This window comes from Nocardiopsis ansamitocini, assembly GCF_030268225.1.
GTDB lineage: Bacteria > Actinomycetota > Actinomycetes > Streptosporangiales > Streptosporangiaceae > Nocardiopsis_D > Nocardiopsis_D ansamitocini.
In genome coordinates this window covers 25,060-44,770 of record NZ_BSQG01000008.1, presented here as the reverse complement: position 1 = coordinate 44,770, position 19,711 = coordinate 25,060, and the positions used below count along the sequence as shown (strand labels likewise).

The 19,711-nt window shown below is 70.4% G+C and carries 17 protein-coding genes; 9 read left to right on the top strand and 8 right to left on the bottom strand.

Annotated features, from left to right (window positions below):
* Positions 1–124: 124 nt before the first annotated feature.
* From QSJ59_RS19425 to QSJ59_RS19400, 6 genes are all read right to left on the bottom strand, one after another.
* Positions 125–769: an MBL fold metallo-hydrolase gene (locus tag QSJ59_RS19425; RefSeq protein ID WP_285761139.1), complete on the bottom strand. Its 645-nt coding sequence runs from the start codon at positions 767–769 to the stop codon at positions 125–127.
* Entirely contained in the window at positions 770–1,855 is a 1,086-nt protein-coding gene (locus tag QSJ59_RS19420; protein WP_285761138.1) for an S-(hydroxymethyl)mycothiol dehydrogenase, read from the bottom strand.
* Positions 1,856–2,038: 183 nt separating this feature from the next.
* A complete protein-coding gene (locus tag QSJ59_RS19415) occupies positions 2,039–3,046 on the bottom strand; it encodes an adenylate/guanylate cyclase domain-containing protein (RefSeq protein ID WP_285761267.1) in 1,008 nt (335 codons plus the stop codon).
* A 168-nt stretch (positions 3,047–3,214) separates the two neighbouring features.
* Positions 3,215–3,739, bottom strand: coding sequence for a PH domain-containing protein (locus QSJ59_RS19410; RefSeq protein WP_285761137.1), 525 nt, complete (start codon positions 3,737–3,739; stop codon positions 3,215–3,217).
* A gap of 41 nt (positions 3,740–3,780) precedes the next feature.
* Positions 3,781–3,984, bottom strand: a complete 204-nt coding sequence (locus QSJ59_RS19405; protein ID WP_285761136.1) for a DUF397 domain-containing protein — start codon at positions 3,982–3,984, stop codon at positions 3,781–3,783.
* A complete protein-coding gene (locus QSJ59_RS19400; protein ID WP_285761135.1) occupies positions 3,981–4,823 on the bottom strand; it encodes a helix-turn-helix domain-containing protein in 843 nt (280 codons plus the stop codon). Before QSJ59_RS19400 ends, QSJ59_RS19405 begins: the two co-directional genes overlap by 4 nt.
* Before the next feature lie 285 nt (positions 4,824–5,108).
* Here QSJ59_RS19400 and QSJ59_RS19395 point away from each other — a divergent pair, with 285 nt between their 5' ends.
* Positions 5,109–5,435, top strand: coding sequence for a hypothetical protein (locus tag QSJ59_RS19395; protein WP_285761134.1), 327 nt, complete (start codon positions 5,109–5,111; stop codon positions 5,433–5,435).
* A 30-nt stretch (positions 5,436–5,465) separates the two neighbouring features.
* Here the strand turns inward: QSJ59_RS19395 and QSJ59_RS19390 are convergent, their stop codons facing one another.
* Positions 5,466–6,317: a biotin--[acetyl-CoA-carboxylase] ligase gene (locus QSJ59_RS19390; RefSeq protein WP_285761133.1), complete on the bottom strand. Its 852-nt coding sequence runs from the start codon at positions 6,315–6,317 to the stop codon at positions 5,466–5,468.
* 81 nt (positions 6,318–6,398) lie between these two features.
* Positions 6,399–8,999, bottom strand: a complete 2,601-nt coding sequence (locus QSJ59_RS19385) for a phosphoenolpyruvate carboxylase (RefSeq protein WP_285761266.1) — start codon at positions 8,997–8,999, stop codon at positions 6,399–6,401.
* A gap of 183 nt (positions 9,000–9,182) precedes the next feature.
* On the opposite strand from QSJ59_RS19385, the gene QSJ59_RS19380 reads away from it, so the two are divergent.
* The 8 genes from QSJ59_RS19380 to QSJ59_RS19345 all read left to right on the top strand — a co-directional run bounded on the left by QSJ59_RS19380 (position 9,183) and on the right by QSJ59_RS19345 (position 19,683).
* Entirely contained in the window at positions 9,183–10,787 is a 1,605-nt protein-coding gene (locus QSJ59_RS19380; RefSeq protein ID WP_285761132.1) for an acyl-CoA carboxylase subunit beta, read from the top strand.
* Positions 10,787–11,026 (top strand): acyl-CoA carboxylase subunit epsilon, encoded by a 240-nt coding sequence (locus QSJ59_RS19375; protein WP_285761131.1) that lies wholly within the window; start codon positions 10,787–10,789, stop codon positions 11,024–11,026. The genes QSJ59_RS19380 and QSJ59_RS19375 overlap by 1 nt, the downstream gene beginning before the upstream one ends.
* Positions 11,027–11,162: 136 nt before the next feature.
* Positions 11,163–12,929, top strand: a complete 1,767-nt coding sequence (locus tag QSJ59_RS19370; protein WP_285761130.1) for an acetyl/propionyl/methylcrotonyl-CoA carboxylase subunit alpha — start codon at positions 11,163–11,165, stop codon at positions 12,927–12,929.
* Between the two features lie 413 nt (positions 12,930–13,342).
* Positions 13,343–14,779, top strand: a complete 1,437-nt coding sequence (locus QSJ59_RS19365; protein ID WP_285761129.1) for a dicarboxylate/amino acid:cation symporter — start codon at positions 13,343–13,345, stop codon at positions 14,777–14,779.
* Positions 14,780–14,873: 94 nt separating this feature from the next.
* Entirely contained in the window at positions 14,874–15,737 is an 864-nt protein-coding gene (locus QSJ59_RS19360; protein ID WP_285761128.1) for a hypothetical protein, read from the top strand.
* A gap of 5 nt (positions 15,738–15,742) precedes the next feature.
* A complete protein-coding gene (locus tag QSJ59_RS19355) occupies positions 15,743–17,011 on the top strand; it encodes a hypothetical protein (RefSeq protein ID WP_285761127.1) in 1,269 nt (422 codons plus the stop codon).
* Positions 17,004–18,287 (top strand): hypothetical protein, encoded by a 1,284-nt coding sequence (locus QSJ59_RS19350; RefSeq protein ID WP_285761126.1) that lies wholly within the window; start codon positions 17,004–17,006, stop codon positions 18,285–18,287. The genes QSJ59_RS19355 and QSJ59_RS19350 overlap by 8 nt, the downstream gene beginning before the upstream one ends.
* A 112-nt stretch (positions 18,288–18,399) precedes the next feature.
* A complete protein-coding gene (locus QSJ59_RS19345; RefSeq protein ID WP_285761125.1) occupies positions 18,400–19,683 on the top strand; it encodes a chemotaxis protein CheA in 1,284 nt (427 codons plus the stop codon).
* Positions 19,684–19,711: the final 28 nt, after the last annotated feature.

The following is a 19,711-nucleotide window of genomic DNA, read 5'->3' as shown; positions in this document are numbered from 1 at the left end:
CGGTCCCCTCCACGCCCCGTCGGCCGCCGACCGGGAACGGGCCGCCACACGGTTGTCGTGTGCGGCGGCCCGTTCATCGCCGCAGGTGCCGTTCCCCGACGTGGCGAACGGACACCGTCAAAGGTCAGTGCCCCCGCTTCACCCACTCGTCCAGGTGCGGGGCCTCGGCCCCGATGGTGGTGGAGTCGCCGTGGCCGGTGTGCACCACGGTCTCCGGCGGCAGCCCCAACAGACGCTCACCGATCGAGGAGACGATCGTCGGGAAGTCCGAGTAGGACCGCCCCGTGGCGCCGGGGCCACCCTGGAACAGGGTGTCGCCGGTGAAGACCACGCCGAGCTCGGGGGCGTGCAGGCACACGGCGCCGGGCGCGTGGCCCGGCGTGTGCAGAACCTCGAGGTCGACACCGCCCGCTTGCAGCCACTCCCCCTGGAGCAACGGTGCGTCCGGCTGGCGGTCGGGGTAGACCATCTCCCACAGCACCGCGTCATCGGGGTGCAGCAGGATCGCGGCTCCGGTGAGATCGGCGAGTTCGGCGGCGGCGTTGATGTGGTCGTTGTGCCCGTGGGTGCACACGATCGCCATCAACTCCCGGTCGCCCAGCGCCCGGGCGATCGCCGCGGCGTCGTGCGCTGCGTCGATGACGACCGCCTGCCGCTCGTCACCGATGATCCAGACGTTGTTGTCGACCTCCCACTCGCCGCCGTCCAGGCGAAACACCCCGGAGGTGACGAGTTTTTTGATGGGGGCGGCAGCGATTTCGTCGGCCATTTAGAAGACCACCACCGAACGCAGGACATCACCGCGGTGCATCTTGGCGAACGCCTCCTCGACGTCGTTGAGGCCGACCTTCTCGGTCACGAAACGGCCGAGGTCGAGCCGACCCTGAAGATAAAGGTTGATGAGCATCGGGAAGTCTCTGGAGGGCAGGCAGTCGCCGTACCAGGAGGACTTCAACGCGCCGCCGCGACCGAACACGTCCAGCAGCGGCAGGTCGATGCGCATCTCGGGGGTGGGGACCCCCACCAGGACCACCGTACCGGCGAGGTCGCGAGCGTAGAACGCCTGTTCGTAGGTCTCGGGGCGGCCCACTGCGTCGATGACGACGTCGGCGCCGTTGCCGCCGGTGAGTTCGCGGATCGCCTCGATCGGGTCGGTCGAACCGGAGTTGACGGTGTGGGTGGCGCCGAAGTCGCGGGCCCACTCCAGTTTCCGGTCCGACAGGTCCACGGCGATGATCTTCTCTGCACCGGCCAGCCGGGCGCCGGCGATGGCGGCGTCACCGACCCCGCCGCAGCCGAAGACCGCCACGGAATCGCCACGGGTCACGCCGCCGGTGTTGATGGCCGCGCCGATGCCCGCCATCACCCCGCAGCCCAGCAGGCCCGCGACCGCAGCTCCTGCGGCGGGGTCGACCTTGGTGCACTGTCCCGCCGCGACCAGGGTCTTCTCAGCGAAGGCACCGATCCCCAGCGCGGGCGAGAGCTCCGTGCCGTCGGTCAGCGTCATCTTCTGGGTGGCGTTGTGGGTGTTGAAGCAGTACTGCGGGCGGCCCCGGTTGCAGGCGCGGCACTGCCCGCACACCGCGCGCCAGTTCAAGATCACGAAGTCGCCCGGTTCGAGACCGGTGACCCCGGCACCGACCTCCTCGACGATGCCCGCGGCCTCGTGGCCGAGCAGGAAGGGGTAGTCGTCGTTGATCCCGCCCTCGCGGTAATGCAGGTCGGTGTGACAGACCCCGCATGCCTGGATCGCGACCACGGCCTCTCCGGGGCCGGGGTCGGGGACGATGATCGTCTCAACCGATACCGGCGCCTTCTTCTCACGCGCGACGACAGCTTTTACCTCGTGCGGCATGCAAACTCCTTCGTCCTCGGACACCGGGTGTGGCCTTCCAACATGCCCGACGGATCCGGCACGGGAAAGGACCTCGCTCGGCCGTGTGCCGAGCCCGGTGAACATACCTGGTCGGGCCGGTCGCCCTCCTTGGTGGTCGCGTCCAGCCGGCATTACCCACCAGAGTCCCGTTCATTCCCGGAGTCAGACCCCCGGTACGGCCACCTCGAAGCTGCGGCGCAGGACGTGGGGCTGCAATTGGCCCAGTCCGTGGGCGTGCCGGGCCCTGGCCCCCACCACCTGGTAGGCGGAGTCGCCTTCGAGCAGCTCGGCCAGTGCGTCGTCGATGAGGACGGTCCCGGGGCGGGCGAAGGAGGTGAGGCGACTGGCGCGGTTGACGGTGGTGCCGAACACGTCGCCCAGCAGCGCGAGGACCGGACCGTAGGCGAGCCCGACCCGGACGTCGGGAACCTCGATGTGCGTCTTCACTCCATCGGCCAGCTGCAGTGCGATCTCGGCCGCTTGGCGGGCGGAGTCGGTGACGTAGAGGATTTCGTCGCCCAGCGTCTTGACCACCCGGCCGCCGCCGGAGGCGACGATGTCGGCGGAGGTCGCCTCGAAGCCCTCGACGACCTCGGCCAGCCCCACCTCGTCGAGCTCACGGCTGAGCGTGGTGAAGGAGACGAGGTCGGCGAATCCCACGACCAGCGGGAAGTAGTTGGGGGCCGCGTCCTCGCTCTGCTCCATGACGGCCAGGGTCCGCGTGACGGAGGCCGCCAACTGGCGGCGCCAGATGTGCACGAGGAGTTTCTCGGCCTCGGGGATCAGTTCCTTGGTCAGTCCGACCAGCGGTCCGAGCTGGTTGTCCTCGGCGTTGTTGCCGGGAGAGTAGGACAGCGTGGTGAGGATGCTGGTCTGCCATTCGGCGAGCCGGGTCATGGTCTGCCCCATCGCCCGGGCCAGCCGCACGGCCGACTCCTCGTCGAGGAGGCCGGTGGCGAGCAGGTTCGTGGTGACCCTCAGCGCCTCGACGTCGCCGTCGGTGAAGGCGGGGACCTCATGGCCGCGGGCCGCGAACCCCAGGGCCCGCCAGACACGGTTCACGAACTCCGGGGACGCGCCCGACAGGCGGACCACCTCTGCGCGGGTGTATCGCGCCTCGCCTCCCAACAGGGCGGCTTCGATCTCCTTGGGGTCGGGACGCGACGACATGTTTTCTCTCATGTTCGGGTGCACCTTCGAGGACCGGATGTCCAGAGGTGCGACAGCGCGGGGCACGCCCGTTCTCGGACACGCCTGACTGCCGGTTTAGTACGTCGGGGGTGGGCCCGTCAAGAAACCGGCCGGTCGGCGGCGGCGCGCCCCTGCGCCCCGCGCCGGTCAGGGCGCCTGTGTCGGGGGCCGGTGGTGCCTGCGCTGTTCCTCGTCCACCTGCCGGTAGATCTGGCTCTGCAACCACTCCACCCGGGGCACCTTGGTCAGCAGCAGCCCCTCCTGTTCGGAGGCCGACTGCACCGAGAGCGTGCCGTAGCGCATGATGCGCTCCCACAGCGAGATGGAGAACGACACGTCGTTGATCCGGGTCAGCGGCATGTCGCGGCCGTGCCGGGCGAGGATGCCGTGCCGGTAGAGCAGGCGGCGGTTGGTGAGGATGTAGACGGTGCTCCACCACTTGAGGAGCGGCACCAGCCAGAACGCGAGGGCGGCGACGACGGCCAGGCCGATCACCGCGTAGAGCGCCCACTGGCCCCACTGTTCCTCGGTGGGCAGCAGCCACACCGCGACCGCCGCGATCCCGGCGACGAGCAGCAGCGCGATGAACTCCCCGACCAGGAGGGTCCAGTGTTGGCGGGTGACGTACACCAGCTCTTCGTCGTCGGCGAGATAACGGTCCGCGATAGGCATGGCATGAATAGTGGCACAACGGTGCACCGCGCGGTAAGCGGCTACAGGCGGCCGGCAACGGCCCCCGCCAGGAACGCCCGCCATTCCCCTGCGCCGAACACCAGGCGGGGCCGCTCGGGGTGCTGGGAGTCGCGCACGTTCATCCGACGCTGCTGCGGTGCGACCTCCACACATGCCCCTCCCTGCGAACCGCTGTAGGAGGACTTGCGCCAGGACGGACCGGACTGCTGCGACACGCTGTTCATAGCTCCCTCATGACGGCCGTGACCAGATCGGCGGAGGCCCGCGGGGAGAGCGCCTGACCGCACAGCGCCACGAAGGCGCCTCGGGCCGGGGCGACGTCGCGCGCCTGGTCCGTCATTGTCGCACTGCCGCGTCCCTCGACATAGAGCAGCGGCGGCTCGACCGCGAATTCCAAGAGAATCCACGAACCGTCGAGCCCGGCGTGCTCCTGACTGTCGGTCGGCAGCACCGACAGCGTCACGTGGTGGCGGTCGGCCATCGCCAGCAGGTGCGCCAACTGCCCGCGCAACACCGCCCGCCCGCCGATGGGGCGGCGCACCACGACCTCGTCCACCACCACCCGCAGGAACGGCGGGCGGTCGCGCTCGAACACCCGTTGACGGGCCATCCGGGCGGCGGTTTTGCGCTCGACCTCCTCGGGGGTGGCCGCCGGCACTCCGCAGGCGATGACCGCGCGGGCATAGGACGCGGTCTGCAACAGTCCCGGCACGGTCTGGGTCTGGTACTCGTCGATGGCCGTGGCCTCGGCCTCCAGCAGGGTGTAGGGCTTGAACCACGCGGCGTAGGCGTCCGCGTTCTTCAGCAGCGGCATGATCCGGCCCAGTGCGCCGCCGGTATCGAGGACACGGTCGCAGGCGTGGGTGAAACGATCGTCGGGGCGGCGTCTGCCGCCTTCGATCATGGACACCTTGGAGCGGCCGTAGCCGACCTCGGCGGCCAGTTGCTCCTGGGTGAGACCGGCTGCCTGGCGGTAGCGCTTGAGCTCGGTGCCGTAGTAGGCAGCCGCACCGGGTTCGAGGACGGGTTCACCGGCCGGCGGGACCACACGGAGATCGACCATCGCGGACTCCTGGTGACTGAGGAGAATCGAGGAGGGAACCGGCTGGTGGGAGACGCCGACGGCGCGAGGAGGCCGGTCGCCTGTCACGCTAACCCACGGTTGCGGGGCGCGATCGGCCGTTCAAGGATTTCTCGCGTCGCACTTGAGGCCACCGTTGCCACGCTTTTCTCGCGTCTGCCACAGCCCGCCACACCGGAGTCGGATATCACGGACACGACGTCGCACTCCCGATCGCGACGCCAAAGCCATCGCGCCAGGTCAATCCGCTGCCACATGCTCGTATCCATGAACGAGACAGTGAACCCCACGGCTGCTGACCGATCCGGCCAGGCACGGCTGCACCGGGAAACCGAAGCGATGGTCCGAGAGGAAGCTCCGCTGCGTTTCGCGGTCTGTGCGGTCAACGAAGCCGAGAACGACGCCGCGATTCTCGTGTGGGGGCAGGAATTCCCCGACGGCCGGGTGGAGGTCGTCCCCGATCTGTCGCGCGTGCGGGGATCGTTTCGCAGCGTCGACAGCCTGCTTCGCCGGATGCGCGCCTGCGGGGACCATCCCCTGCGGCTCGTCCGGCTCGACCCGGAACGCCCCCCGACCACGCCCGGCCCCCTATGACCGGGTGCTATCCGATACGGACGGCAGCGGTCAGCCCTCCCCGCGCACGTGCACCACGTCGCCCGCGCTGAGCGCCGTCTCGACGCCGTCGTCGGCGCGCACGGTGAGGCGGCCCTCGGCGTCGATTCCGGTCGCCGTGCCGTGCAGGAGTACGTCGCCGGGCAGATGGACCCGGACCTGGCGGCCCACCGTGTCGCAGCAGGCGCGGTACTCAGCGGCGAGCCCACTGACCTCGGCGTCGCCGCCGTGGCCGACCCACGCGGTGTAGCGGTCGGCGAAACCGCGCAGCACCGCACGCAGCAGCGGATCGCGGTCGGTGCAGGGCGCCTGCGCGAGGGCCAGCGAGACAGCGGTGTCCACCGGGAGCTCTTCGGCGCGTTGGGAGACGTTGAGGCCCATACCGACGACGATCGCGTTGCCCTGCGGAGCGAACACCGCTTCGGCGAGGATGCCGGCGAGCTTGCGGTCCCCCAACAGGACGTCGTTGGGCCACTTCAGTACGGCGTCGACCTCGGCGATCCGGCGCAGCGCGCCCACCGCGGCAACGCCCATCAGCAGCGACATCCAGCCGTATCCGTTGGTCACGACATCGGGGCGCAGCAGTACCGAGAAGGTCAACGCCGCACGCGCCGGGGTGTGGAACGCGCGGTCCAGGCGCCCGCGGCCGGCCGTCTGATGCTCGGTGACCAACACCGATCCCCCGGCGAGACCGTCCCTGGCCCGGGCTGCGAGCTCGGTGTTGGTGGAGGCCGTCGCAGGTGTCACCTCGACCCCGGTCCACAGGGCCCCGGGACGCACGAGCGCACGCACCAGCCCCCGCTCGTTCAACGGAGGCCGGTCGAGGTCGGAGTAGGGCGAGGAGAAGTCGTCGAACGAGGTCATGTGCCCATTGAACCGCCTCCGCACGGCCCTCGGGGCGGGGCGGGCGAACCAGCCGCCCGCCCCGCCCGGCGACCGCGCCGGTCAGCCGGTGTTCTGCAACCCGGCGGCGACGCCGTTGACCGACAGCAACAGCAGCCGCTCCAGGTGGCTGCGGTCCTCGGTGGACAGCGCCTCGGCCTCGCCCGTGCGCAACGCCTCCAGGGCACGCAGTTGCAGGTGGGAGAGTGCGTCCACGTAGGGGTTGCGCAGGTCCACCGCGCGCGAGAGCACGCTGCGGTTCTCCAGCAGACGGGTGTGGCCGGTGACTCCGAGCACGATCTCGCGGGTGCGGTCGTACTCGGCGAGGACCCGCTCGGTGAGCTCGGGCCGACCACCCAGTGCCAGATAGCGCTCGGCGATCACCCGGTCGGTCTTGGCGAGGCTCATCTCCGCGTTGTCCAGCAGCGACGCGAACAGCGGCCATTCGGCGTAGGCCGCACGCAGGGCGTCCACGTCGGGGGCCGCGGCCAGGCCCGTCCCCAGGCCGTACCAGCCGGGAAGGTTGACCCGGGTCTGCGTCCAGGCGAACACCCAGGGGATCGCGCGCAGGTCGTCCAGGCCGGTGGCCGCCGAGCGGCGCGAGGGACGCGACCCCAGTCGCAGCTCTCCCAGCTCCTCCAACGGGCTGACCTGGGAGAACCATGCGGCGAACCCCGGGGTGTCGACGAGATCGCGGTAGGCCCCGTGTGCGGCCTTGGCCACGGTGTCGGCGACCTCGCGGAACTTCGTCGCGGCCTCCTTGGCGCGGTCCTGCACGGTTGCCGTGGACGCCATGAGCACGGCGTGCCCGACCTGCTCGATGTGACGGCGGGCGATCGCGGGCTGCCCGTACCTCGCGAAAATGACCTCGCCCTGCTCGGTGACCTTGAAACGGCCGTCCACCGACCCCGGCGCCTGGGCGAGCACCGCCCGGTTGGCGGGGCCGCCGCCGCGGCCCAGCGCGCCGCCGCGGCCGTGGAAGAGGGTCAGCGTGACGTCGTTGCGCGTGGCCCACTCCGCCAGCTGCGCCTGGGCGTCGTAGAGGCGCAGGGTCGCGCTGACCGGGCCGACGTCCTTGGCGGAGTCGCTGTAGCCGAGCATGACCTCCAGGCGGCGCCCCGTGGCATCGAGGCGGCCGATGATGCCGGGCAGGGAGAGCATGCCGTCCAGGACCTGGGGCGAGGCTTCCAGGTCCGCGCCGGTCTCGAACAGCGGGATGACGTCGAGGACGGGCGCCTTCCCGGTGGGCAGCGCGTACTCGGCGAGCTCGTAGACGGCGGCGACGTCCTCGGCGGAACGGGTGAAGCTGACGATGTAGCGGCGGCACGCCTCGACACCGAACCGCTCCTGGATCCAGGCGATGACCCGCAGCGTGGCCAGGACCTCCCGGGTCTGCTCCGACAGTTCCTCCCCTGCGCGCAACTGCTCCAGAGCCGCGGCGTGCACGGCGCTGTGCTGGCGTACCTCCAGCTCCGCGAGGTGGAAACCGAAGGTCTCGGCCTGCCAGATGAGGTGCTGAAGCTCACCGTATGCCTGACGGTGGGCGCCGGCAGCGGCCAGCGACTCCTGCACGGTGCGCAGGTCGGACAGGAACGCCTCGGGCCCCGGGTAGGCGAGGTCGGCGTTGCGCTCACGGGTGGCGCGCAGCCGCTCCGTGGCCAGGAGCAGGAGCTGCCGGTGCGGCTCGTTGGGCGAGCGCTTGAGGATCTTGCCCATCATCCGGGGATACCCGGCCTGGGCCGTGGCCAGGGTGTCGCGCAGGTCGCCACTCGCCGGGGTGAGATTGGAGTACTCGGTGTGGGTGCGGCTGATGCGTCCGCAGGCGTTCTCCAGCGCGCGCAGCACGTGCTCGGACTGGATGGCGATGGCCTCACGGGTGATCTCGTGCGTGACGAAGGGGTTGCCGTCGCGGTCGCCGCCGATCCAACTGCCGTAGCGCACGAACGGGCGGGCCTGCGAAGGACGCTGACCGCTGCCGGCGGCGTCGATCGCGGCGTCCAGGGTGCGGTACACCTCGGGGATGATGCGGAAGATGGTCTCGTCGAAGGCCGCGAGCGCGGTGCGCACCTCGTCCAATGGGTCCATCTTGGTGTAGCGCAGCTGGGAGGTGCGCCACAGCAGGTCGATCTCCTCCAGGAGCCTGCGGTGTGCCTCGGCCTCCACGGTGCTTCCCGGGTGCGCGGCGCGCAGCTTCTCCAACTGCTCGCTGACCCGCAGGATGGAGGTGGACACGGCGCGGCGGCGCGCCTCGGTGGGGTGCGCGGTGAGGACCGGATGGAACTCCATGCCGTCCACGAGTTCGGCGAGGCGCTCCTCACCGCTGCTCTCGCGGATCGCGCGCACGGCAGCGGCCAGCGACTCGCGCGGCGGGTTGTCGGCGTCGTCGCGCTCACGCAGGGACCGAATGCGGTTGTGCTCCTCGGCGAGGTTGGCGAGGTGGAAGTAGACGGTGAAGGCGCGGGCCACCTGCTTCGCCCGCTCCAGTGGGAAGGAGGCGACCAGCTCGGTGATCTGCTCACCGGTGACCGACCCGTCGCGGGCGCCGATAACGGCGTGCCGCAGGCGTTCGACGTCGTCGAGCAGATCTTTCCCGCCGTTCTCTGCGAGCACTGTGCCGAGCATCTCGCCGAGCAGGCGGACGTCGCCACGCAACTGGTCGGGCATCTCCTGGCGTGCGCTGTCGCGTGTCATGGGGGAGACGATACCCAGATTGGTCTAGCCCATTTGGGAGCAGGGTCTCCCCGGTGTCGCCGTGTGCACGGGTCTTCTCCGAAGATGCGCACTTACCCCCGGATAACGGTGGTCGGCCTCACCCCGGCAACGAGCACGGGGCTACCCTGGGGCATTATGGCGACCGAAGCCCCCGAACCGCTGCCCGCGGCCCAGATCGACATCCACACCACCGCGGGCAAGCTCGCCGACCTGAAGCGCCGCCGCTACGAGGCAGTGAACGCAGGTTCCGAGCGAGCCATCGAACGACAGCACGCCAAGGGCAAGATGACGGCGCGCGAGCGCATCGACGCCCTCCTCGACCCCGGCTCCTTCGTGGAGTTCGACGCGCTTTCCCGACACCGATCCACCAATTTCGGGCTGGAGCACAACCGCCCCTACAGCGACGGCGTCGTCACGGGCTACGGAACGGTGGACGGCCGCCCCATCGCGGTGTTCAGCCAGGACGTCACCGTCTTCGGCGGCTCGCTGGGCGAGGTCTACGGCGAGAAGATCGTCAAGGTCCTGGATCATGCGCTCAAGACCGGATGCCCGGTCGTGGGCATCAACGAGGGCGGTGGCGCGCGCATCCAGGAAGGGGTGGTCGCGCTCGGCCTCTACGCCGAGATCTTCAAGCGCAACGTGCACGCCTCCGGGGTCGTCCCGCAGATCTCCCTGGTCATGGGCGCGGCAGCCGGCGGTCACGTCTACTCCCCAGCACTCACCGACTTCATCGTGATGGTCGACCAGACCTCACAGATGTTCATCACCGGGCCCGACGTGATCAAGACCGTCACCGGCGAGGACGTCTCCATGGAGGAGTTGGGCGGCGCGCGCACGCACAACACCAAGTCCGGCGTCGCGCATTACATGGGCAGCGACGAGGCCGACGCCCTGGAGTACGTCAAGACCCTGTTGTCCTACCTCCCGGCCAACAACCTGGAGGATCCCCCGGTCGGCGACGCCGAGATCGAGCCGGAGGTGACCGGGACCGACCTGGAACTGGACGCCTTCATCCCCGATTCCGCCAACCAGCCCTACGACATGCACCAGGTCATCGAGCACATCGTCGACGACGGTGACTTCCTTGAGGTGCAGGCGCTGTTCGCGCCCAACATCGTGGTGGGCTACGGCCGGGTGGAGGGCCGATCGGTGGGCATCGTGGCCAACCAGCCGATGAGCTTCGCCGGCTGCCTGGACATCGACGCCTCCGAGAAGGCGGCGCGTTTCGTGCGCACCTGCGACGCCTTCAACATCCCCGTCCTGACCCTGGTGGACGTGCCCGGGTTCCTGCCCGGCACCGACCAGGAGTTCAACGGGATCATCCGGCGCGGCGCCAAACTGCTCTACGCCTACGCCGAGGCCACCGTCCCGCTGATTACCGTCATCACCCGCAAGGCGTTCGGCGGCGCCTACGACGTGATGGGCTCCAAGCATCTGGGGGCCGACATCAACCTGGCCTGGCCGACCGCGCAGATCGCGGTGATGGGCGCCCAGGGCGCGGTCAACATCCTGCACCGGCGCGCCCTGGCCGCGGCCGAGGACGTCGAGGACGAGCGCACCCGGCTGATCGGCGAATACGAGGACCGCCTCCTCAACCCCTATTCGGCGGCCGAACGCGGTTACGTGGACGGCGTCATCCTGCCTTCGGAGACGCGCACCTCGGTGGCCAAGGCGCTGCGTTCGCTGAGCGGCAAACGCGCGCAGCTGCCGCCCAAGAAGCACGGGAACATCCCCCTCTGATGGCCGCCGACGCAACGGAACCCCGCTCCGCGCCCTTCCTCCAGGTGGTGCGGGGCGATCCCGGCCCCGAGGAGATCGCCGCCCTGGTCGCGGTCCTCACCGCCCGCGCCCGGGCGGCCCGGGCTGCCCGGGACGTCGCGCCCGAGCCCGACTCCGCCTGGCGCAACCGTGCCCGCCTGGTGCGCGCACCGCAACGACCGGGCCCCGGCACCTGGCGACGCAGCTTCCACCCCGGATGAGCGGCTGTGCCTGCCCGGTCCCGCCCGTGCCCCGGACTGCCGGACCGCACCGGCCGTCCGGGCCCACCCACTCCACGACCCGCCGAACGCGTCGGCTGCCCGGCATCCGACCCCGCTCCAGGAGGAATGTTCGACCGTGCGTAAAGTTCTGATCGCCAACCGGGGCGAGATCGCGGTACGGGTGGCACGCGCCTGCCGCGACGCCGGTCTGGGCAGTGTCGCGGTCTACGCCGACCCCGACCTCGACGCCCTGCACGTCAAAATTGCCGACGAGGCGCACGCCCTGGGCGGCGCCACACCCGCGGAGTCCTACCTCGACATCGCCAAACTGCTGGCGGTTGCCGAGGTCTCGGGTGCCGACGCGGTGCACCCCGGGTACGGGTTCCTCGCGGAGAACGCCGACTTCGCCCAGGCCGTCATCGACGCCGGGCTGACCTGGATCGGACCGCCGCCCGCGGCCATCACCGCGCTGGGCGACAAGGTCCAGGCCCGCCACATCGCGCAGAAGGTCGGCGCACCACTGGTCGCGGGTACCCCCGACCCGGTGTCGGGCGCAGAGGAGGTCCTGGCGTTCGCCGAGGAGCACGGGCTGCCCATCGCCATCAAGGCGGCGTTCGGCGGCGGGGGGCGCGGGTTGAAGGTCGCGCGTGCCCTGGAGGAGGTCGCCGAGGCCTACGATTCGGCGGTGCGTGAGGCGGTCACGGCCTTCGGGCGCGGCGAGTGCTTCGTGGAGCGTTACCTGGACCGCCCCCGCCACGTGGAGACCCAGTGCCTGGCCGACGCGCACGGCAACGTCGTGGTGGTCTCCACCCGCGACTGCTCGCTGCAACGACGCCACCAGAAACTCGTCGAGGAGGCGCCCGCCCCGTTCCTCACCGACGCGCAGTCGGAGCTGCTGTACTCCTCGTCCAAGGCGATTCTGCGTGAGGCGGGTTACGTGGGCGCGGGTACGTGCGAATTCCTGGTCGGCCAGGACGGCACGGTCTCGTTCCTGGAGGTCAACACCCGTCTCCAGGTGGAGCACCCGGTGAGCGAGGAGGTCGCGGGCATCGACCTGGTGCGCGAGATGCTGCGGATCGCCGAGGGCGGGGTGCTGGACTACGACGACCCGGTGCTGCGCGGGCACTCCTTCGAGTTCCGGATCAACGCCGAGGACGCCGGGCGCAACTTCATGCCCGCACCCGGCACCATCACCACGCTGAATCTGCCGGGCGGCCCGGGGGTCCGGGTCGACACCGGCTGCGAGGCCGGATTCACCGTTCCTCAAGCGTTCGACTCACTGGTGGCCAAGCTGATCGTGACCGGCCGGACCCGCACCGAGGCGCTGGAGCGGTCGCGGCGGGCCCTCGCCGAGTTCGAGGTGGGCGGCATGCCCACGGTGATCCCGTTCCACCAGGCCGTGGTGACCGACCCCGCGTTCGCACCCGCCGAGGCCGCCGAGCCCTTCACCGTGCACACGCGCTGGATCGAGACGGAATTCACCACCACCATCGCCGCGTATGCGGGAGATGTGGCCGACGCGGTGGAGACCGAGCCGCGCGAACGGGTCACCGTCGAGGTAGGGGGCCGACGGGTGGAGGTCGTACTGCCCGCGGGGCTGGGTGCCACCGCGGCCGATGGCACTGGGGCGGCCAAGACCGCGAGGCGCAGTGGCAAACGCGCCAAGGCCGCGACCGCCGTCAGCGGCGACGCGCTGGTGTCGCCGATGCAGGGGACCGTGGTGAAGCTGGTGGTGCAGGACGGGGCCGAGGTCGCCGAGGGCGACACCGTCGTGGTCATCGAGGCCATGAAGATGGAGCAGCCCTTGACGGCCCACAAGGCCGGGACGGTCTCGGGGCTGTCAGTGGCGACCGGGGAGACCGTGGGCAACGGAGCGGTGGTCTGCGCGATCACGAGCGCCTAGGTGCACCCGGCCGTAGACGGGGCGTTGCCCCTCGTGCCCCGGGGCACGAGGGGCAATGTCCTTCCCGGCCGTTCCGGCGGTTCGGGCATCGTCGCGCGGTCTCGGGAGCCGGCCCGGGCCGGGCCGCAGGGAGAATCAAACCGAATCGACCTCTTGAGGGTAGGAATAAAGCCGCTTGTCCGGTTATTGTGTTTTCTCGTGACCAATCTTTGGGGACTGACCAGGCGGTGGCACATCGATCTGTGCCGCCTCGCCAGCCACGCGTGTCGTTAGCTTCGGCTCGACCAGAGCAGTAAAGCTCCGCGCGTCTTCCATACGCCGTGTCGTCAACGGCGCTCCCGCTTGTCACGGAGACCGGTCCACCACCATCCCGGCGGGCCCCTCCACGCCTCCCTCATCCCTGGAGCATTCCCGTGCTGTCCGCACTTCGCCGCGTCCCGTTCGCGGTCCAAGTACTCATCGCGCTCGTCCTGGGCATCGTGCTCGGTGTCGTCGCCCGCCAACTGGGCCCCGTCGGCGAGGCCGGCGATCCCAACTGGCTGGCCGTCACCCTCGACACCATCGGCTCCACCTTCGTGGCGCTGCTGCGCACGATCGTCCCGCCGCTGATCCTGCTGGCCGTCATCTCCTCCATCGCCAACCTGCGCAACGTGACCAACGCCGCGCGCCTGGCCGGGCAGACCCTCCTGTGGTTCGCCATCACCGCGCTCATCGCCGTGGCCATCGGCATCGGCCTGGGCCTCGTCATGCGCCCCGGCGTGGGCACCGGCGTTGACCCCTCCGGTGTGAGCGAACCCTCCAGCACCGGATCGTGGCTGGCCTTCCTGGACAGCATCGTGCCCGCCAACTTCCTGGGGCTGACCGCCAGCACCAGCGCCGACGACGCGGGCGTGCTCAGCACCTCCCTCAGCTTCAACGCGCTCCAGCTCATCGTGATCGCCATCGCCATCGGCATCGCGGCGGTCAAGGTCGGAAAGTCCGCCGAGCCCTTCCTCGCCTTCACCCAGTCCGCGCTCGACGTGGTCCTCAAGGTGCTGTGGTGGGTCATCCGGCTCGCCCCGCTGGGCACCGTGGGCCTGCTCGGCAACGCCGTCTACAGCTACGGCTGGACCACCATCGGCGCGCTGGGCTCGTTCACCCTGGCGATCTACATCGGCCTGGCACTGGTGCTCTTCGTCGTCTACCCGCTACTGACCTTGGCCAACGGCCTCTCTCCGGTCAAGTACTTCACGGGTGTCTGGCCGGCCGTGCAGTTGGGCTTCGTGTCCAGGTCCTCGATGGGCACGCTGCCCGTCACCCAGCGCGTCACCGTCACCAACTTCGGTGTGCCGCAGTCCTACGCGTCCTTCGCGGTCCCCTTCGGTGCGACCACCAAGATGGACGGCTGCGCGGCGATCTACCCGGCGATCGCGGCGATCTTCATCGCGCAGTTCTTCGGGATCGACCTGAGCATCACCCAATACCTGTTGATCGTGTTCGTGTCGGTCATCGGCTCCGCGGCGACCGCGGGCACCACCGGCGCCACCGTCATGCTGACCCTCACGCTGTCCACCTTGGGCCTGCCCCTGGAGGGCGTGGGGCTGCTGCTGGCCGTCGACCCGATCCTAGACATGGGACGCACCGCGACCAACGTCGCGGGCCAGGCCCTGATCCCGGCAATTGTGGCAAAGCGCGAGGGCATCATCGACCTGGAGCGCTACAACGCCCCGCGCGGCCTCGACGGCTTCGTCTCCGAGGACAGCACCACGGACACCACCGCCACGGTCTCCGCCGAGGCCGCCGCATCGGAAACCACCGGGGCGACGGCAGAGCCGGCTGCGAGCACCGCCAAGTCGTCCTCCGGCGCCTGACGCACCGCACCGCCGTTTTTCCGGGGCCGCCCCATGCGGGGCGGCCCCGCCTCTGCTCTGGAGGTCGGACAGGGCTTTCACCTACAATCTGGGCATGTCCCCACCCCCCGGCTCGCTTCGTGCCGCCGTGACAGCAGCCCTGGCCGCGATCGCGGCTTTCGCGGCGCTTCCGGTGCTCCCCGTCGCCGCACAGGAGACCCAAGCGGTGCAGACCTACCCGGCCTACCTGGCCGAGCAGCTGGCCGAGGACCCCGTGTACGTCAGCGACCACTTCGCCGGCGTCCTCGACCTCTCCGACTCCCGGAGCAGGATCACCGCCCAGGTCGAACGTCTGGAATTCCCGATGTACGTCATCGTGGCGCCCCGGCTGACCTCCTACGGGGAGATGCTCGACGACGGCTTCCTGGCGGCCGTGCACGACCGCCTCGGCGAAGACGGCGTCTACCTCCTGCTCGACCACAGCGGTGCCACCAACTACGCCCTCGCCTACGGGGTGCAGGTCCCGCTGCGCGAGGCGACCATGGAGGCGACCATGGTCCCCTCCTTCGACTACGCAACCCCGGCCCCCGACGTCGTGGAGCGCATCGTGGACAACCTGGCCGCCGGCCCGGCCGAGGCAAAGGCCCGCTACGAGCGCAGGCAGGAGCTCTACCGATCCGGTGCCGATGACACCGGGGACGGCTACGAGCGGGACGGGTTCCTCGCCGAGCTGGCCGCCGAGCTCGACCCGGAGAGCAGCGCGGGGATCCGCAACCAAGGGTTGCTCATCGGCGCCGTGATCAGCGGCCTGGCGACCATCGCCGGCGGGGCGCTGCTCCACCGCCGCTACCGTCTCGGTTCCGCTCCCACGGCGCCCCGCCAGGTGCGGACTCCCCCGTCTCGGCCGGTCACGTCCGCCCCTTCCGGACCGGGCAACCGGTCCCAGCGGCGCAGACGAGCCAAACGGGGCCGCAAGTGAGGCGGGTGGCGGCCACGGCGGCCGCGGTACTCGCCCTGTCCTTCGTGGCCGTCCCCGCCGGAGCGGTCGAATTCTCCCCGACCCCCCCGTACGTTCACGACACCGAACGGGTGGAGCGCATCGCCGCGGCGCTGCGCGAGGACCCGTTGTTCGTGGACATCGACTCCGCCGGCGGTCTGAGCGCGGCCGAGACGGCGCGGATCCGGGCCGCCCTGGACGACCAGCCGGTCCCGGTGTACGCGGTGGTCGTGCGCAGCAGCCCCGAAGACGAGTCCGGGGGCGACGGCGACCTCTTCCTGCACGCCCTCCACCACGTCATGGACGAGGACGGCGTCTACCTGCGCATCGAGGTCCCCTGGAGCCGATCCGCCGAGTACCAGGGCTTCTACACCGACCTCGCGGTACTGGGGGTGAGCCTGAGCTCCTACGACATCAAATCGGCCGCCGACGGCCCTCCCTACGACGTGGCGGGAATCGTGGCCGTCCTGGAGGAGGTGCGCACGGCGCCGGAGGCGCCGGTGCGCGACGAGCTCCCCCGTGCGGTGCAGCGGCAGGAGGAACGGGAGGACGAGGCCTCCGCCAATCCCACCAACCCGCTGGCCACCGGCGACTTCTGGGGCGGCCTGCTGGTCATCGGGCCCCTCGTCGGCGCACTGCTCTACGGGGCCGCCCTGCTCCTGGCGTTCCTCGTGCGGCTCGGGCTGCGCACGGCCGGGATCTCGCTTCGGCCTCCCGACCCCCGCGACCTCGACCTGCCCGCCGTCCTGCGGGCCAGGCGCCGGGCACCCAGGCGTCCCAGCCGCCGCACGCTCACCGCGCTGCTGCACACCGAACTGCGCGCGCTCGCCAAGGCCGTGGAGACCGCGAGTCCCGACACCGACCGCGAGAGGATCCGCACCGCCTACGACTTCGCGAACCTCACTGCGACCACCCCCGGGGCCAGTCCGGAGAACCTCGTGGGCGCCATCGTCGTGGCACGCAACGGCCGCGCCCTGACCGACCCCGATTGCCCTCCCCGGCTCCCCGGGGCGTGCATGGTCAACCCGTTGCACGGGTCGGCTCCGCCGGACAGCGGCAAGCATCCGATCCCGCGGTTGGGGCGACTCGCACCGATCTGCGCGCACTGCCTGGCGCGTCAGGGACACCTGGCCTCACGCGTACTGATGCTGGACAAGAAACCGCACTTCGCGACCGACACCGTGTGGGTCACGACGCGCTACGGAGAAACGGTCCCGGACCTGGCCCGGTACGCCTTGAAGGAGCTCGATGTCTGACCCCCGCCCCGCTGCCGGCCACCGCCTGATCCGCCTGGCCGCCCTCGCCGCCGCCGCGATGCTGTCGTGGCCGACGGCAGCCGTCGCCCAGGACTCCCCTTCCCCCTCCGCCACCATCGCCGACGCCCTCTCCCAGCGGCCCGTGTACGTCGACCCCTCCCTGGAGTCGGTGCTGTCGGCGGAAGCCCAGGAGGGGCTGGTGGAGCAGATCGAGTCCTCCGACGAGTCCATCTACGTGATCGTGGTCCCGCTGGTGCGCGGCGACGCCTGGGACGGTGACGAAGAGCAGCTCATAGGGGTGGTGAGCGATCGCCTCGAAGGAGACGGGCGCTTCCTGGCCATGGGGGCGGACTCCCGGTTGGACGGCAAGGACTACGGCGGCGGATCCTCGCACGCGCTCTATGCGGCCCTGGCCGTGAACATCGACCCCGAGATGGACAACGCGCCGTTGGCCACCCGGTTGGAACGCGCGGTCGACCTGACGGCGGCGGGCACCGGTGAGCAGGAGTACGAGCGGCTCTACGAGGAACGCGACACCGGCGGGTCCGGTCTCGGCGGCCTGCTCAGCGGCGCGAGCGGCCAGGGGGCGAGGTCCGGCACGGGACTGCTGCTCGGTGGCGGCGCGCTCCTGGTGGTCGTGGTCGGACTGGGGCTGCTCCTGGTACGCCGGCGCCGGACGAACGCCCTGCCCCCGCCGCTGCCGCACAGCACGTTCGCCGCGATCGACACCGCCCAGGCCGCGCAACTGCGCTCGGAACTGCGGTCAGCGGTCACCGAGCAGGGCGAACGCCTGGCGTCCTTCTCCCTGGAGGGTGCGTCGGAGAAAGCGGGAACCGCCTTCCAAAAGGCACTGGACGCCGGTCAGGCAGCGGGCAAGGCGCTGGACGAGACCTCCGACCTGGCCGGCCTGGCCGGGGTGCGGGTCCTGTTGGACATGAGTTCCGAGGCGCTGGAGGCGACGCGGGCCGGACGCTCCGCTCCAGCACCCTCACCGCACTGCTTCTTCAACCCGCTGCACAAGGGCGCCACGGCCCCCGCCTCCTGGCGGGCCGTGGGGTCCCGTCAACGCGTGCGGGTACCGGCCTGCGTCCAATGTGCCGGTGCGCTGAAGACCCACCGTGAGCCCGAGGCCCTGCCCGCCACGCACGAGGGGCGACGAATTCCCTACTACGAGGTCCCCGCCGAACGCAGTGTCTGGGCCGCTACGGGGTACGGAACGCTCCGCTCGGACCTGGTGCAACGCATTCTGCGCGGCGATCTCCGCGAAGGCTCCTGACCGGTTCTGCGCACGTCTAGGCTGTTGGGGCCGCGCCGCTGCTTGGACCATCCGGGAACCAAACCCCCCAGCCGTTCGTCGAACAGGCGTGAGGGAGGCGAGAGGAACGATCATGTTGCGCCGATTGACACTACCCGCACTGCTCGCCGCAGTGCTGACAGTCTTCATGGCCGCCGCGCCGGCGAGCGCGGCCGAGGCCCCGGGCGTCTCGGAGGTTGCGAGCGCCCTGAAGAGCAGCCACATCTATGTTGACGACGCCAGCGCCCAGGACATCCCGCAGGCGGAGATCGACGCGATGGCCTCGGCCGCCGAAAGCGCCGAGACCCCCGTCTACTTCGTGATCGTGGCGGACGGCGTGTTCGCCTCCGAGACCACGTCGGCGGCGTTCCTCTCCGAGCTGCGCGACGAGGTCGGCGAGGGCACCTACGCGCTGGCCGCGGGCGGCAGCAAGGTGCTGCGCTCCGACGTCATCTCCGAGGGCGACCAGCGCTCCATCTACAACGAGTGGAACCGCACCGCCAACCCCGTTGACGGGATGGTGGGCGTCGCCGGCGGTGCCGACGACGCGGCCAGCTCCGCACAGGCGTCGGGGACCTTCGGCCTGGTGCTGCTGGGCCTGCTTGCCCTCGCCGTGGTCGGCGGTGGCTTCTTCATCTACAACTCCAAGAAGAAGCGCGAGGCCAAGGCCGCCCAGGAGCTGCTGGAGATCAAGCAGATGGCGACCGAGGACGTCGTTCGCCTGGGCGAGGACATCGCCCAGCTCGACATCGACCTCAGCCGGGTGGACGACGCCACCCGCACCGACTACACCCACGCGATGGACTCCTACGACCGGGCCAAGACCCAACTGGACACCATCCAGCGCCCCGAGGAAATCCAGGAGGTCACCAACTCCCTGGAGGACGGCCGCTACTACATGGTCGCCACCCGGGCGCGGATGCAGGGCGAAGAGGTGCCCGACCGCCGCAAGCCCTGCTTCTTCAACCCCCAGCACGGACCGTCCGAGCAGGACGTCATGTGGGCGCCCATGGGCGGCGCACCGCGCTCGGTTCCGGCCTGCGCGGCCTGCTCCCACGACGTGCTCTCCGGCGCGCACCCCGACGTGCGCATGGTCGAGGTCGACGGCCAACGGCGCCCCTACTACGACGCCGGCCCGGCCTACGCGCCCTACGCGGGCGGCTACTTCGGCACGGACATGATGATGGGTATGTTCACCGGCATGATGATGGGCTCCATGATGGGGTCCATGATGGGTGGCGGAATGATGGGCGCCGGCATGGGCGGCGGCTACGAGGGTGACATGGGCGGCGGCGACGTCGGCGGCGGGGACTTCGGAGGCGGCGACTTCGGCGACTTCGGCGGCGGTGGCGACTTCGGCGGATTCGGCGACTTCTAGCCCTCCGCGCACACCCGCACCACACAGC